Origin of the sequence: Roseovarius sp. CH_XMU1461 (assembly GCF_037027165.1) — a bacterium.
GTDB classification, from domain to species: domain Bacteria; phylum Pseudomonadota; class Alphaproteobacteria; order Rhodobacterales; family Rhodobacteraceae; genus Roseovarius; species Roseovarius nubinhibens.
Genome location: NZ_JAYMDV010000003.1, coordinates 657,353 through 672,891, shown reverse-complemented (window position 1 = coordinate 672,891; position 15,539 = coordinate 657,353). Strand labels below are relative to the sequence as shown.

The window sequence follows — 15,539 nt, the reverse complement described above, 5'->3', positions numbered from 1 at the left end:
GTCTCCTATTGGTCAAGTTTTATAACCAATTTATCCCTCTGGCAAGCGCGGGGCCGCCCGGCTAGGGTGCGGCCATGGATTTGATGGACCGTCTCAGCCTTTTCTCGACCCTTGATCAGGTCGCTGTCGCACTGCTTTTGCTCGGCTGGCAGGGCATGGGGTTCTGGATCGAGAACTCGGGCGGGCGGCATCCCTCGGTGTCCTGGCTCATGGCCGATTACCGGCGGGCCTGGATGCAGACCATGCTCGACCGGGACCCGCGCATCTTCGATTCGCAAATCCTCGCGATGCTGCGGCAGGGCACGACGTTCTTTGCCTCGGCCACGATGATTGCCATGGGCGGTTGCATGGCGCTCTTGGGCAATACCGACAAGCTCATCACGCTGGCGGATGATCTGACCTTTGACCGCACGCCGGAAATCGTCTGGGAGATCAAGATCATCCTGCTCCTGGGCTTTCTGGCGAGCGCGTTTTTCAAATTTGTCTGGTCGAACCGGCTCTTTGCCTATTGCGCGGTGGTGATGGGCACGGTGCCCAATGACCGCGACGCGCCCGGCGGGGCGCGGCGGGCGGCGCAGGCAGGCGAGCTGAACATCACCGCCGCGCGCAGTTTCAACCGGGGTCTGCGGGCGATTTATTTCGCGCTGGCGGCGGCGGCCTGGCTCATCGGGGCGGAGGCGTTGATCGTGGGGTCGGTGATCGTCACGGTGATCGTCGGGCGGCGCGAATTTGCCTCGCAATCGCGGCGCATCCTCTTGTCGAACATGCCCGAGCTGAGCGAAGATGCGCGACGCACGGGAACGTGACTTTGTGCCTTTTGTGAAAGCGGTATGGTAGGCCCATGAAACTCAATTTTCCACTTCTCGCGCTGGCGCTTTGGTCCGCGGCGCCGGTTCTGGCTGACGCGCCGGAAATTCTCGATGTTGCGATCGAAAAGCAGGGCATGGATTGGCAGGTCAGCGTGACGATCCGCCATCCCGATAGCGGCTGGGATCATTATGCCGATGGTTGGGAGGTGATCGATGCCAAGGGCAAGCGCCTCGGTTATCGCGAATTGATGCATCCGCATGTCGATGAACAGCCCTTTACCCGCAGCCTGCGCAACGTGATGGTGCCAGACGGGATGCGCGAAATCTATGTGCGGGCGCATTGTTCCGACGGGTCATGGACCGCCGAACCGGTCGCCGTGGCGGTGCCCTTCTAAGCCGCAGCGGAGGGGGTCAGCGACGCCCCTCGCGCAGCCAGCCCAGCAGCATGAAGCTCGCAAACAGCGCCAGCACCAGCCAATGCGGCAAGAGCGGCGTCTGCGTCACCGAAAGCGTCTGATAGGCGTCGCGCGGGGTCAGGCCGAGCCAGCCGCGCCCGGCGGCGGGCCGTCCCTCGCGCACATCGCGCAGGCGCGGCAGACCGTCAGCCATGGCAGCGGTGCCGCCCTGCATGCTGTCGATCAGCGGCGCGAGTTCGGCATTGCTGGCGATGGTGCGCTCGAACTCGACCGGGGCGGCGGGGCCGAGCCCGATCACCGCGTCCAGATCGCCATTGGCGAGCCGGTAGAGCCCGATGTCCGGCCCGTCGAACAGCGTCTCGAACCGGCCCGGCGAGACCTCTTTGAGCGTCAGCTCATGCACGTCGCCGGAGGGGGTGGTGAGGGTCAGCGGTGGCACCTCGGCCTCGAGACTGCGGCGGATGATGCGCATGGTCTGGCCATTGGCCTCGGCCCAGAGCGCCTCTTCCTCGAGCTCGGGCTCCTTCATCATCCAATGGGCGAGACGGCGCAGCAATTCGAGCTGTGGCCCGCCGCCCTCATAGCCGCGATTCCACAGCCAGGCGTGATCAGAGGCCAAGAGCGCCACCCGGCCCTCGCCGACCCGGTCAAGCACCAGAAGCGCGCGATCGTCGGCCCCGGTCATCACCACATCGCCGGTCTCGCCGGTGATCTCGACCTGCCGCAGCCAATGGCCCCAGGGCCCGTCATGTTCGCGGTCGAGCCCGGCGGTGACCGGATGGCGCGTGCCGAGATCGGTGACCTTGGGGCGGAAGGGCTGACCTACGACGCGGGCGGTGGGACGGGCCGGCACGATCGCCTCGAGCGGCGAGCGAAAGAGGCTGTCGGCCGAGGCGAAATCCGGCCCCGCCGCGATCAGCACTGCGCCGCCGCCCTCGATATAATTGCGCACGTTTTCGAGATAGATCGCGGGCAGGATGCCGCGCCGCTTGTAGCGGTCAAAGATGATCAGGTCGAAATCGTCGATTTTCTCAAGGAACAGCTCGCGGGTCGGGAAGGCGATGAGCGACAGCTCTCGCACCGGGATGCCGTCTTGTTTCTCGGGCGGGCGCAGGATGGTGAAATGCACCAGATCGACAGAGCTGTCGGATTTCAACAGGTTGCGCCAGGTCCGCCCGCCGGGATGCGGCGCGCCGGAGACCAGGAGCACGCTCAGCCGGTCGCGCACGCCGTTGATCTGCACCAGCGCCCGATTGTTGCGGTCGGTGAGTTCGCCGTCGAGCCCGGGGGTGGAAAATTCGAGCACGTTGCGGCCGCCATGGCTCAGCGTGATGGGCAGGTCGATGTCTTCGCCGATGGGGATGGTGAAATTCTGCGGTGCGGCCCCGTCGACCGCGATGGCGAGATCGGCGCTGCTGCCGGGGGGCACGGGGCTGGCACCCATATCCTCGATCCGCAGGGTCATGGTGATTTCTTCGTCGAGGATGGCGAAGGCGGGGGCGTTTTTCAGGATGAGCCGTCGGTCCCAATCGCTGTCCTCGCCGCTTTGCAACAGGTGCAGCGGCGCGGGCAGGGCGGGGGCGCGGTTGAGATCATGCACGCGCCCGTCGCTCAGCAGGAAGATGCCCGCGACGCGGCCCTGCGGTTCGCTGGCCAGCGCCTCGGAGAGGGCGGTCATGGCGCGGGTGCCGCTGTTGTCCTCGCCATCGGGGATGGGAATGCGGCGCAGCTCGGTGTTGGGGCGCTCGGCCAGACGCGCGGCGAGCGCATCGGCGGTGCGGGCGGTCTGGTCCTGACGGCTGCCGAGGCTTTGGCTGGCGCTGCCGTCTTCGAGCATGAGCACGATGTCGGAGAGCGGCTGGCGGTCCTCTTGCTGATAGACCGGGCCCATCAGCGCGGCGAGCACCACCGCCCCGGCGAGCGCCCGCAAGCCCCAGCCCGACAGCCCGCGCCAGAGCGCCAGCATGAGCCCGGCGCCGAGCAGCACACCCAGCGTCGCGATGAGCCAGATCGGCAAAAGCGGGTCAAAGACGAGGGTTCCGGTCATTGGCCTAGCCTGTCGAGAAGGGCGGGGACATGGACCTGATCGGATTTGTAATTGCCGGTCAGCACATGCATCACCAGATTGACGCCAAAGCGCAGGGCCAGCTCGCGCTGGCGTTCGCCGGCAAAGCCGCGGCCGACGGGGAGTAGGGGGCTGCCGTTCTCGGTCACGGCCCAGGCGGAGGCCCAATCATTGCCGCCGATAACCACCGGGGTCACTCCGTCGTTGAGGTTGCGGAAGGGCATGCCTTCGACCTGTTCGGCATCGGGCGGCGCGGCTTCGACCCAGACGGTGCGGCCCATGTGGCGGCCGGGGAAATCCTGCAGCAGGTAAAAGCTCCGGGTGAGCACATGGTCCTCGGGCACCGGTTCGAGCGGCGGAATATCGAGCGGGGCGGCCAGTTTACGCAGCATCGCGCCATTGGGCGAGCCGGTGCCAAAGCCCGCGATATCGGCGTCGCGCGTGTCAAAAAGGATCATCCCGCCGGTGCGCAGATAGGTGTTGAGCCGGGCGTAGGCCTCGGATGAGGGCAGCGGCTGATCCGGGGTGATCGGCCAGTAGAGCAGCGGATAAAACGCCAGCTCGTCGCGTTCGAGATCGACGGCGACGGGCGGATCGGGCTCGACCGAAGTGCGGAAAAACAGGGTCTGACCAAGGCCGCGCAGGGCGGCATGGGCGATCTCGTCAAGCGCGCGGTCGCCGGTGATGACATGGGCGAGGGCCAGCTCTTCGGCGATCTCAGGGGGCGATTGCGCCCATGCGGTATCCGGGCTGTAAGACGTCAGTATTGCGACGGTGCCCAAAAGCGCCGCGCGCCGCACCGGGCCGAGCCGTCCGGAGAGCGCCAGAGAAGCGAGGATATCGCCCAGCAGCAATAGCATCGCCAGCGCCAGAAGCCAGCCGCCGAGCGGCGTTTCCGAGGCGCGCACCATGCCTTCGATCCGCGTGCCAGCGGGCCAGACCATCGGCGCGAGGGCGCGCTCAGGATCATGGGCGTTGCGGGCGAGGCGGCGGTCGGGGCCGTCATAGAGACCGGGGCGCAGCTCGGGGCCGAGCGGCTCCGACAGCAGCGCCGCGCCCGAGACGCCGGGCAGCGTGTCGCCCGGCTCGAGCGTGCCGCTGGCGGTCAGCACGCGGTCGGGCTGCCATGTGGCGGCGGCGAGATCGGCGGGTAGGGTGGTGTCGGCGGCGGCGGTGATCGACAGCCGTTCGAGCATCTGCACGAAGAGGCCCGAGAGCGGCAGGCTCGACCATTCGGCATTGGCGGTGACATGGAAGAGGATCACCTGCCCCGCGCCGATCCGTTTGCGGGTGACCAAGGGCGTGCCATCGCTCAGCGCGGCGATCACCCGGTCGGCAAGCGTCGGGTCGGGCTGGGCCATGACCTGCGAATTGACGGTGACATCCTCGGGGATGTCGAGACCGTAGAACGGGCTGTCCTCGGGGAAGGGGGCGAGGGTTTTCGGCTCGCCCCAGCTCATCGCGCCGCCGACGCTGCGCCCGCCCGAGCGCAGCCGCACCGGCAAGAGCGGGTCTTCGCCATCGCGCGAGACATCAGAGGCGGCGAGCTGTGGCCCGGCAAAGCGCAGGAGCGTGCCGCCCGCCTCGGCCCAGCCGAGCAGATCCGCCGTCTCGCCCGGCGAGAGCGTCGCCACATCGGCGAGCACAATGACACCGGGATTGGCGGGCAGGCTGGTGGCGAGCGTGCCTTCGAGCAGGGTCGCATTGGGCGCGAGCGCCTTGCGCAGGTAGTGGAGCGGCGACAAGAGTTCGAGCCCTTCACGCCCCGAGCGCCCCTCGATCAGCGCGACTTCGCGGCGCGACAGGCGATCATCGGCGAGGGTGACGGCCCCGGCGTGGCCCTGACCGGCGATCTCGAACCGGGTGAGCCGGGCGCGCAGCTCGTTGGGCAGGTTGAGCGTGCCGCTGGTCTCGAGCCCGCCTTCGGGAAAGACGAGGGTGAGCCGCGCCAGTTCGGCCGGGTTGCCCGCCGGGTCGCTGCCATGGGCGATGACCGGCAGTCGGGTTTCGGTGCCGGGGCGCTGGCGGGTGGCGTGAAGCGTGATCTGCCCGGCCTCGATTTCGGGCGGGCCGAGCACCACGAGCGGGCGGCCGCCCTCGACCACCGTCACCGGCCCGCGCGATTTGAGCCTGTCCAAGAGCGCCGCGCGGCTGTCGCGGGCGAGACCGTCGGAGATCCACAGGGTCTCAAAATCGCTGTCGGGCAGGGCGGCGCGGGCCGCCTCGGTCATCGCGTCGGTCGGCTCCCACGGCTGCGGGGCGATGCCGGAGAGGCGGCTGCGCCATGTCTCGGCGGCTTGGAACACCGGCGCGCCGGGATCGGTGAGCCTTGCGATGGCGGTGGGGCGTCCGTCGCGGCCCGCCTCAGCGAGCACCCGGTCGAGCAGCTTGAGCGTGGCGGGCCAGTCGCGGGCGCTGGCCCAGCTCGCATCGGTGAGGATGAGGAGCGGCGCGTCGCTGTCGGTGTCGCTGCGCGTCTCGGGGTTGAGCACCGGCCCGGCAAGGCCAATGATCACCGCCGCGACGGCCAGCATCCGCAGCAGCAAAAGCCACCACGGCGTGCGGTCGCTCACCGTGTCGTCGTCGGTGAGCCCCAAAAGCAGCGCCACGCCGGGGAAACGCCGCCGGATCGGCGCAGGCGGCACGGCGCGTAGGATCAGCCACAGAATCGGCAGCGCGGCGAGCGCCCAGAGCAGCCAGGGCGCGGCAAATCCTATGGGGCCGAGCGTCATCGTGCGCCCCCTTCACCTAAGCCATCACCCATGGCGCGATGCAGCCAGAGCAGCGCCTTTTGGGCGCTGTCGCCGGTGTGATGGCAATGAAAGTGCCAGCCGGTTGCGGCGCAGAGCGCGGCGAGCTCGGCTTTGCGCTCTGCCAGCCGTTCGAGATAGCGCGGGCGCAGGGCGCTGGCCTTGAGGGTTTCATGGTTGAGCCGTCCGGTCATGCTCTGGAATATGGTGCGGCCGCGATAGGGAAAGCTTTCTTCTTCGGGGTCGAGGATCTGCAAGAGCACGCCGCGCACGCCGCGATCGGCGGCGGCGGCGAGGGCCCGTTGCGTGGCGCCAAGATCGCCGAGGAAATCCGACAGGATGAGCGCCATGCCATGCGGCCGCAGCCCGTCGAGATCGGGCGCGCCATAGTCGTCGCCCTGATCCTCGAGCAGCGCCTGCGCCAGCCGTGCGAGCTGTCCCGCGCCGCGGCGGGGCGGCAGCGGATGGCCCGCGAGCCCGACCCGTTCCCCGGCCCGGTCGAGCAAGATCGCCACCGCCAGCGCCAAGAGCCGCGCCCGGTCGCCCTTGGTCGGCAGCGCGGGCGTCGAGGCAAAGCCCATGGCGGCGCTTTGATCGACCCAGAGCATCACGCTCTGGGCGATTTGCCATTCGCGCTGGCGGACAAATTCGGCATCCGAGCGGGCCGAGCGCCGCCAGTCGATATGGCGGCGCGAATCGCCCGGTTGCAGCGGTCGGTATTGCCAGAAATCATCGCCGAGCCCGGACCGCCGCCGCCCGTGATCGCCCAGGATCACCGTCCCGGCAAGCTGATCGGCGCGCGCCAGCAGGGCGGGGAGGCGGGCGGCCTCGGTTTCGGCCCGGCTGCGCAGCCCCGCCGCGCCAGAGGCGGCGGGTTGGGTCATGCGGCGGCCTCGGTTCGGGTGATGCGGGCGGTGATGTCGGAGATCAGCCCGTCGAGGCTCTGGCCCTGGGCGCGGGCGGCAAAGCCGAGCGCCATCCGGTGCGACAGCACCGGCAGCGCCATGGCGGCGACATCGGTGATATCCGGCGCATAGCGCCCCGAGAGGAGCGCGCGCGCCCGCACGGTGAGCATCAGCGCCTGAGCGGCCCGCGGGCCGGGGCCCCAGGCGACGGCCTCGCGGACGATCTCGGGGGCGTTGGGATCATCGGGGCGGAAGCTGCGCACCAGGTCGAGAATGGCTTCCATCACCGCCTCGCCCACCGGCATCCGGCGCAGGAGCGATTGCGCGGCGATGAGATCCTCGGGGGTAAACACCGCATGGGCCTCGGCCTCTTCGGCGCCGGTGGTGGCGAGAAGGATGGCGCGTTCGGTGTCGCGGTCGGGATGCGGCACGGTGATCTGGACGAGGAACCGGTCGAGCTGGGCCTCGGGGAGGGGGTAGGTGCCCTCTTGCTCGATGGGGTTCTGGGTGGCCAGCACGTGAAACGGCGGCGCGAGGGCGCGGGTTTGGCCGGCCACGGTCACCTGCCGTTCCTGCATCGCCTGCAACAGCGCCGATTGGGTCCGGGGGCTGGCGCGGTTGATCTCGTCGGCCATCAGGAGCTGACAGAAGATCGGGCCTTGGATGAATTTGAAGGCGCGGCTGCCATCGGCGCCGGTTTCGAGCACTTCCGAGCCGAGAATATCGGCGGGCATCAGGTCGGGGGTGAACTGGACCCGGTTGGTGTTGAGCCCCATCACCGTGCCGAGCGTTTCCACCAGCCGCGTCTTGCCCAGCCCCGGCAGGCCGATCAACAGCCCGTGCCCACCGCTCAGCAGTGCGGCCAGCGACAGGTCAACCACCTGTTCCTGACCGATGAACCGGCGGGTGATCGCCTCGCGGGCGGCGGCGAGTTTGCCTTGCAGGGTTTCGATCCCGTTCACCAAATCGGTGTCATCGCTCATGGCAAATATCCTCGTCACGCTATATCCTAACGGTAACCTTAAAGCGTTACACGGAAATGGCAAAAGCAATGAGCAAGGAACCGATCACGAGCCCGTCAGCCGAAAGCCTGGCCGAAGCGGCCCGCGCGGCACAGGGCAAGGGGCTGCCGCCGGTGGACAAATGGAACCCCGAGTTTTGCGGCGATCTCGACATGCGGATCGCACGGGACGGGACGTGGTTCTACCTCGGCACGCCGATCGGACGGCATGAGCTGGTCAAGCTCTTCTCGACGATTCTCAAACGCGAAGGCGAGGATTATTTCCTCGTAACCCCGGTGGAAAAGGTCGGTATCACGGTCGATGACGCGCCTTTCGTGGCGGTGGATTTCGAACCCGAGGGCACGGGCGAGGCGCAATCGCTCATCTTCGAGACCAATGTCGGCGACAAGGTTCTCGCCGGTCCCGCCAATCCGATCCGCGTGGTGCGCGATGCCGAGACGGGCGAGCCGTCGCCCTATGTGCTGGTGCGCGCCAATCTCGAGGCGCTGATTGATCGCAAGAGTTTCTACCGTCTGGTGGAACGGGGCGCGCATCACGAGGGCTGGTTCGGGGTCTGGTCCGATGGCGCGTTCTTCAAGGTGATTCCCTCGGACGAACTGCCCTGACGCCAATGCCGCGCTTTGCCGCCAATCTTTCACTGCTCTTCACCGAATGCGCGCCGCTCGACCGGTTCAAAGCGGCGCGCGCGGCGGGGTTTCAGGGCTGCGAGCTGCTTTTTCCCTATGATCATGCCGCCGCCGATCTGGCGCAGGCCGCAGAGGCTGCGGCCCTGCCGGTGGTGTTGATCAACACGCCGGGGGGCAACTGGGCCGGAGGCGAGCGGGGCGTGGCCGCCATTCCGGGCTGTGAGGCGCGGTTTCGCGACGAGTTCGATCAGGCGCTTGCGATGGCCGGGGCGCTTGGCGCGGGGCTTCTGCATGTCCTCGCTGGGCTGGCCGAGGGGGCGGCGGCGCGGGCCACCTATGTGGACAATCTGCGCTGGGCCGCGGCGCGGGCGGCGGCTTCCAATCCCGCGCTGCGCCTCACGATAGAGCCGATCAATGGCCACGACATGCCGGGCTATTTCCTGCAGGATTTCGCCGAGGCCCAAGCGATTTTGGCGGAGATTGCCGCGCCCAATCTGGGGCTGCAATTCGATGCCTACCATGCGCAGCGGATCACCGGGGATGCGCGCGCGGCTTGGGATGGCCTCGCGCAGATGCCGCTGCATGTGCAGGTGGCGGGCGTGCCCGGTCGGCATGAGCCACAGAGCGGCGAGATCGACTATCCGGCGTTTTTCACGCAGCTCGACACGGGCGGCTATGCCGGTTGGGTCAGCGGGGAATACCACCCGAAACGCGGCACCACAGAGGGGCTGGGCTGGCTGCGCGAGGCGTCGCGCGGCTAAGCGGCGTTAATGCGCCTCGGCCCAGTTCATCCCCGATCCCGCATCGACGGTGAGCGGCACATCGAGATGCACCGCGGGATCGGCCGCGCCCTCCATCACCTCGCGCGCCGCAGTGATCACCGCGTCGACCGCATCCTCTTCCACCTCGAAGAGCAATTCGTCATGCACCTGCAACAGCATCTTGCAAGGCAGATCGGCGATGGCCTCGGGCATGCGGATCATGGCGCGGCGGATGATATCGGCGGCGGTGCCTTGGATCGGCGCGTTGATCGCGGCGCGTTTGGCAAAGCCCGCGCGTGGGCCTTTGGCGGCAATCTCGGGCGTGTGGATGCGTCGCCCGAAAAGCGTCTGCACATAGCCATGGGCTTTGGCGAATTCCACGGTCTCGTCCATATAGGCGCGGATGCCGGGGAACCGTTCGAAATAGCGGTCGATGAACCCCTGCGCCTCGGCCCGCGGAATGCGCAGATTGCGCGCCAGACCAAAGCCCGAAATGCCGTAGATCACGCCGAAATTGATCGCCTTGGCGCGGCGGCGCACGTCGGAGGTCATCTCGTCCAGCGGCACGCCGAACATTTCCGACGCGGTCATCGCGTGAATGTCGAGCCCGTCGCGAAACGCCTGTTTGAGCGCGTCAATCCCCGCCACATGGGCGAGAATGCGCAGCTCGATCTGGCTATAATCGAGCGACACCAGCCGCTTGCCCGCGTCGGCGACAAAGGCCTCGCGGATGCGGCGGCCCTCTTCGCTGCGCACCGGGATGTTCTGCAGGTTGGGATCGGTCGAGGCGAGCCGCCCGGTGCTCGCCCCGGTCTGCACATAGGAGGTATGCACCCGGCCCGTGTTCGGGTCGATATGATCCTGCAGCGCGTCGGTATAGGTCGATTTGAGCTTGCTCAGCTGCCGCCAGTCGAGCACCCGCGCCGGCAGCTCATGCTCGGTCGCCAGATCCTCGAGCACATCCGCCCCGGTGGCATAGGCGCCGGTCTTGCCCTTCTTGCCACCCTCGAGCGCCATCTCGTCAAAGAGGATCTCGCCGAGCTGTTTCGGGCTGCCGACGTTGAAACTGCGCCCGGCCAATTCGTGAATTTCCGCCTCGAGCCCGCCCATCTTCTGGGCAAAAGCGTTGGACATGCGGCTCAGCACGTCGCGGTCAACCAGAATGCCATGCCGTTCCATCCGCGCCAGCACCGGCACCAAAGGCCGTTCCAGCGTCTCATAGACCGTGGTGACCTGTTTCTGATGCAGCTGCGGTTTGAACATATGCCACAGGCGCAAGGTGATATCGGCGTCCTCGGCGGCATATTTCACCGCCTCGTCAATCGGCACCTTGTCAAAGGTCACGGCGGATTTGCCGGTGCCGAGCAGCGTCTTGATCGGGATCGGGTTATGCGCCAGATAGCGTTCGCTGAGCGCGTCCATCCCGTGATTGTGAATGCCGGAATTTAGCGCATAGGACATGAGCATCGTGTCGTCGATGGGCGCAATAGTGAGGCCGAGACCGGCAAAGATCTTGGCATCGTATTTCATGTTCTGCCCGATCTTGAGCACCGCCGCATCTTCGAGCACCGGGCGCAGCGCCGCCAGCACCGCATCGCGCGGCAATTGCCCTTCGGCCAGCGCATCCGAGCCGAAGAGATCGTCCGACGCGCCCTCGCGATGGCCGAGCGGGATATAGCAGGCCTGCCCCGGCTCGACCGCCAGCGAAATGCCGACCAGCTCGGCCTGCATCTCGTTGAGCGAGGTGGTCTCGGTGTCGATGGCGACATAGCCGCGCTCCAGGATCCGGTCGATCCAGACCTGCAGCGCCGCCATGTCCGACACCCGCTCATAGGCTTCGGGGGCGATGGCGGGCCAGTCTGCCGCGCTGTCCTCGCTGGCGGCGGGGGCCACGTCGGGGATCACCGGCGCCTCGACCGCGAGCGCCTTGGCAATCCGGGTCGACAGGGTGCGGAACTCCATTTCCGACAGGAAATTCAACAGCGTCTCGGGGTCCGGATCGCGCACCTCGAGATCGTCCAGCCCGAAATCGAGCGGCGTGTTGCAGTCGAGCTGCACCAGCCGTTTCGACAGCTCGATCTGGGCGCGATGCTCGATCAGGGTCTGGCGGCGCTTGGGCTGTTTGATCTCTTCGGCGCGATCCAGAAGCGTTTCCAGATCACCGTATTCGTTGATCAGAAGCGCTGCCGTCTTGATCCCGATGCCCGGCGCGCCCGGCACGTTGTCGACCGAATCCCCGGCCAGCGCCTGCACATCGACCACCCGGTCGGGGCCGACGCCGAACTTCTCTTCGACGCCTTCGACATCGATGCGGCGGTTCTTCATCGCGTCGAGCATCTCGACCCCGCCGCCCACCAGCTGCATGAGATCCTTGTCCGAGCTGATGATCGTCACCCGCCCGCCCAGATCGCGCGCCTGACAGGCCAGCGTCGCGATGATGTCATCGGCCTCGAATCCTTCGATCTCCTGACAGGCGATGTTGAAGGCGCGGGTCGCCTCGCGGGTCAGCGGCATCTGCGGCCGCAGATCCTCGGGCATCGCCTCGCGATTGGCCTTGTAGAGATCATAGAGATCGTTGCGGAACGTGTGGCTGCCCTTGTCGAAAATCACCGCCACATGGGTCGGCGCATCGGGGCCGTGATCATCCGAGATATAGCGCTGCAACATGTTGCAAAAGCCCGAGACCGCGCCGATCGGCAGCCCGTCGGATTTGCGCGTCAGCGGCGGCAGCGCGTGATAGGCGCGAAAGATGAAGGCCGAGCCGTCGATGAGATGCAGATGGCAGCCCTTGCCGAATTGCGTGGTCATGATGCTGCATCCTCTATGGCCCGAAGCGTTGCCCAACATATCACATGGCACCCGGCTGAATTCCAGCCCGGGCGCGGGCTTCTTCTGGCGAAAAATATCCTGGGGGAGGCCGAAGGCCGGGGGCAAAGCCCCCAAAATTCACCGAAGCGGCGCGCGATCAGGCGCGGGCTTCGAAATCCTTGTGCACCAGCTTGCAATCGCAATAGGGGCATTCGACCCAGCCGTGCTCATGCGGGATTTGCAGCCAGACGCGCGGATGGCCGAGCGCACCTTCGCCCCCGTCGCAGGCCACGCGGTAGCTGTCGACGATCTTGGTTTCGGGGACGGCAGTGACCATCTTGCATTTCCTTTCGGCGGGCTATCCTTTAGGCCCAAATATGAGCGATCAGGACGGTGGGAGCAAGAGGTGATGACGGGGAAGGCGATCGAGGTGCGGGGGCTGGCGAAAACCTATGCGGCCAGTGGCAAATCCCCGGCGAAAGAGGCGCTCAAGGGCATCGATCTCGACATTCCGCGTGGCTCGGTCTTTGGGCTTCTGGGGCCGAATGGCGCGGGAAAATCGACGCTCATTAACATTCTCGCGGGGCTGGTGGTCAAATCCGCTGGCCAGGTCTCGATCTGGGGCTTTGATCAGGACCGCAATCCACGGCAGAGCCGGGCGGCCATTGGCGTCATGCCCCAAGAGCTCAACCTCGATCCGTTTTTCACCCCGCGCGCCGCGCTCGAAGTGCAGGCGGGGCTCTACGGTGTTCCCGCACGCGAGCGAAAAAGCGATGAAATTCTGAGGCTTGTCGGCCTCGAGGACAAGGCCGGGGCCTATGCGCGGACCTTGTCGGGGGGGATGCGGCGGCGGCTCTTGCTGGCCAAGGCGCTGGTCCATCATCCGCATATTCTCGTCCTCGACGAGCCGACGGCGGGGGTGGATATCGAGCTGCGCCAGATGCTCTGGGAGAACGTGCGCAAGCTTAACGACGAGGGGATGACGATCATCCTCACCACGCATTACCTCGAAGAGGCCGAAGAGATGTGCGACGAGATCGCCATCATCAATCACGGCACACTGGTGGCTCGCGACAGCACGGCCAACCTGTTGGGGCAGCTCGATAAAAAGACGATGATCGTGACGCCGGAAAGCCCTGCCGAGACCTTGCCAGACGCGCCGGGGCTGGTGGTCGAATCGCGGCCCGACGGGGCGCTGGCGATCAGCTATCATCTCAATGAAACCCCCGCCGAGGCGGTGCTCGAGGCGGTGCGCAACGCCGGAATTCGCATCCGGGACGTGCGCACGGTGGAGGCCGATCTCGAGGATGTCTTCCTCAACCTGACCCGCAGCCGATAGGCAAAAACGCGACGTCGGTAACACGTCGGTATTACGACGGCAAAGCGACAGTGCGGAGTTTCCGGGTCAGAGCAGCCCACAGAGGCCCGGCGCGGGCGGTGAAACGCGATGGCGTGGCCGGAGTGAAAATGCTAGCTCTTCAGGATGGTAGCGTGAGGAGTGGCGCAGATGGCCGAGATCACCCTTTTGGACGGCTCGATCGGGCAGGAATTGATGAAACGCTCGGGCGATGCGCCGACGACCATCTGGTCGATCCAGGTGATGCGGGATCATCCCGGCATGGTGCGCGAGGTGCATGAGGCCTATTTCCGCGCCGGGGCCACCATTGCCAGCACCAACACCTATTGCGTCCATCGTGACCGGCTCGAGAAGGTCGATCTCGACCCCGAGCTGATGCCCGATCTGGTCAAATCGGCGCTTGCCGAGGCGGAAGAGGCGCGCGCGGCCCATGGCGGCGGGCGCATTGCCGGGTCGCTCGGCCCGCTCGAGGCGAGCTATCGCCCCGATATTCGCATCGCACCCGAGACCGCCGCCCGCAAATTCGCCGAGCTGGTGGCGCTGATGCGGGATCGCGTCGATCTCTTTCTCATTGAAACGGTGGCGTCGCTCGAACATGCCGAGGGCGCGCTGCGCGGGGTGGCGAGCGCGGGCAAGCCGGTGTGGCTGGCGGTCACGGTGGATGATGAGGACGGCACGCGGCTGGGCTCGGGCGAGGCGGTGGCCGATCTCGCGCCGCTCATCGAGAGATTTGCGCCCGAGGCCATCTTGATCAACTGTTCGCGCCCCGAGGCGGTGGCCGATGGGCTTCGGGTGATCCGCGAGTTTGGCAGGCCGTTCGGGGCCTATGCCAACGGGTTCACCCGGATCAGCGAGGATTTCCTCAAGGCCAAACCGACGGTGGATGTGCTCACCGCGCGGCGCGATCTCGATCCGGCGGCCTATGCGGGCTTTGCCATGGGTTGGGTCGGCCAAGGCGCGACGATCCTTGGCGGCTGTTGCGAAGTGGGGCCGGAACATATCGCCCATCTGGCGAAACGGCTTCGCGCGGAGGGGCATGAGATTGTCTAAGCCTGCCGATCCGACCGAGGCCGCCGAGGCCGCCGCGCCGCTCATCCGGTTTGACGTGCTGCTCACCGAGGGGTTCGTTCTGACGGAATATGCCGGGGTGGTGGATCAGCTGCGGCTGGCCAATCGGGTGCTGTTGCGCCCGGCCTTTGCCTGGCGGCTCTTGTCGAAATCGGGCGGGCCGGTGTCCTGCCTGTCGGATGCCACGGTGGCGACCGAGCCCTTTGATATGCGGCCCGAGGCGGATTACGTCTTTGTTCTGGGCAATTCCAACCCGGCGCATCCCGATCTGTCGATGGGGCGGGTGATCGACGCCTATGTGGCGCGGCAGACCAAGGTGATCCTGCTGGCCGAGGCCGCCGCCCGCTATATCGAAGAGCGTGGCGACACCGGGATGACGACCCATTGGGAGAACCGCGCCCTGTTGCAAGAACAGATCGGCCTTGGCGATGGCAGTCAGGCGTTGGCGACAGAACGCGGCCAGATCACCACCAGCGCCGGGATGGGCAGCACCGTCGATGTGGTGCTCACCCTTATGGCGCGGCATATCCCGACGGCGACCGTGTCGACCGTGGCGGATATTCTGCTGCATGACCGCATTCGCGATCTCGGCACGTTACAGCCCTTTGGCGGCAAGACCATCGCGCTCACCGGCGACCGCGAGCTCGACCTGTCGATCGAGCTCATGCAGGCCAATATCGAAGAGCCGCTGCCGATTGCCGATATCGTGCGGCTGGTGGGCGTGTCGTCGCGGTCGCTCGAGCGGCGGTTTCGCCGGGCGCTCAATGCGCGGCCGGCGGAATATTACCGGGCGCTGCGGCTCAACCGGGCCAACAACCTGTTGCTCAACACCTCGATGCCGATCAACGAGATCGCCCTCGCCTGTGGCTTTCCGAGCGGCTTTACCCCGCATTACCGGGCGCATTTCGGCGTCACCCCGCAGGCGGCGCGGCGGCGGCGTCAGCAGGGGTAG

General features: G+C 66.7%; 13 protein-coding genes. 7 read left to right on the top strand and 6 right to left on the bottom strand.

The window, feature by feature from the left end:
* Positions 1–74: 74 nt before the first annotated feature.
* Both WA237_RS12370 and WA237_RS12365 read left to right on the top strand, forming a co-directional pair.
* Positions 75–806, top strand: a complete 732-nt coding sequence (locus tag WA237_RS12370) for a DUF599 domain-containing protein (RefSeq protein WP_009813829.1) — start codon at positions 75–77, stop codon at positions 804–806.
* Positions 807–841: 35 nt separating this feature from the next.
* Complete coding sequence (locus WA237_RS12365) at positions 842–1,204, top strand: hypothetical protein (protein WP_216016187.1); 363 nt, start codon at positions 842–844, stop codon at positions 1,202–1,204.
* Positions 1,205–1,220: 16 nt separating this feature from the next.
* Here WA237_RS12365 and WA237_RS12360 read toward each other — a convergent pair whose 3' ends face one another.
* Genes WA237_RS12360 through WA237_RS12345 form a run of 4 tightly spaced genes read right to left on the bottom strand, consistent with a single transcriptional unit; the run spans position 1,221 to position 7,928 of the window.
* Positions 1,221–3,272 (bottom strand): hypothetical protein, encoded by a 2,052-nt coding sequence (locus WA237_RS12360; RefSeq protein WP_336097984.1) that lies wholly within the window; start codon positions 3,270–3,272, stop codon positions 1,221–1,223.
* Positions 3,269–6,022: a DUF4159 domain-containing protein gene (locus tag WA237_RS12355; RefSeq protein ID WP_336097983.1), complete on the bottom strand. Its 2,754-nt coding sequence runs from the start codon at positions 6,020–6,022 to the stop codon at positions 3,269–3,271. The genes WA237_RS12360 and WA237_RS12355 overlap by 4 nt, the downstream gene beginning before the upstream one ends.
* Positions 6,019–6,924 (bottom strand): DUF58 domain-containing protein, encoded by a 906-nt coding sequence (locus tag WA237_RS12350; protein ID WP_336097982.1) that lies wholly within the window; start codon positions 6,922–6,924, stop codon positions 6,019–6,021. The genes WA237_RS12355 and WA237_RS12350 overlap by 4 nt, the downstream gene beginning before the upstream one ends.
* Positions 6,921–7,928 carry an AAA family ATPase gene (locus tag WA237_RS12345; protein ID WP_009813834.1) on the bottom strand — a complete coding sequence of 336 codons (1,008 nt, stop codon included), beginning with the start codon at positions 7,926–7,928 and terminating at the stop codon, positions 6,921–6,923. The genes WA237_RS12350 and WA237_RS12345 overlap by 4 nt, the downstream gene beginning before the upstream one ends.
* 68 nt (positions 7,929–7,996) lie before the next feature.
* Between WA237_RS12345 and WA237_RS12340 the strand changes: the two genes are divergently transcribed.
* A complete protein-coding gene (locus tag WA237_RS12340) occupies positions 7,997–8,572 on the top strand; it encodes a DUF1285 domain-containing protein (RefSeq protein WP_009813835.1) in 576 nt (191 codons plus the stop codon).
* 5 nt (positions 8,573–8,577) lie between these two features.
* On the top strand, positions 8,578–9,354 hold the full coding sequence (locus WA237_RS12335) for a hydroxypyruvate isomerase family protein (RefSeq protein ID WP_336097981.1): 777 nt from the start codon (positions 8,578–8,580) through the stop codon (positions 9,352–9,354).
* A 6-nt stretch (positions 9,355–9,360) separates the two neighbouring features.
* Here the strand turns inward: WA237_RS12335 and polA are convergent, their stop codons facing one another.
* Entirely contained in the window at positions 9,361–12,162 is a 2,802-nt protein-coding gene (gene polA, locus WA237_RS12330; protein WP_336097980.1) for a DNA polymerase I, read from the bottom strand.
* 157 nt (positions 12,163–12,319) lie between these two features.
* On the bottom strand, positions 12,320–12,499 hold the full coding sequence (locus tag WA237_RS12325; protein ID WP_009813838.1) for a zinc-finger domain-containing protein: 180 nt from the start codon (positions 12,497–12,499) through the stop codon (positions 12,320–12,322).
* Between the two features lie 72 nt (positions 12,500–12,571).
* Between WA237_RS12325 and WA237_RS12320 the strand changes: the two genes are divergently transcribed.
* The 3 genes from WA237_RS12320 (at position 12,572) to WA237_RS12310 (ending at position 15,539) form a co-directional block, all read left to right on the top strand.
* Entirely contained in the window at positions 12,572–13,501 is a 930-nt protein-coding gene (locus WA237_RS12320) for an ABC transporter ATP-binding protein (protein ID WP_336097979.1), read from the top strand.
* 168 nt (positions 13,502–13,669) lie between these two features.
* Positions 13,670–14,569, top strand: coding sequence for a homocysteine S-methyltransferase family protein (locus WA237_RS12315; protein WP_336097978.1), 900 nt, complete (start codon positions 13,670–13,672; stop codon positions 14,567–14,569).
* A complete protein-coding gene (locus tag WA237_RS12310; protein WP_009813841.1) occupies positions 14,562–15,539 on the top strand; it encodes a GlxA family transcriptional regulator in 978 nt (325 codons plus the stop codon). The genes WA237_RS12315 and WA237_RS12310 overlap by 8 nt, the downstream gene beginning before the upstream one ends.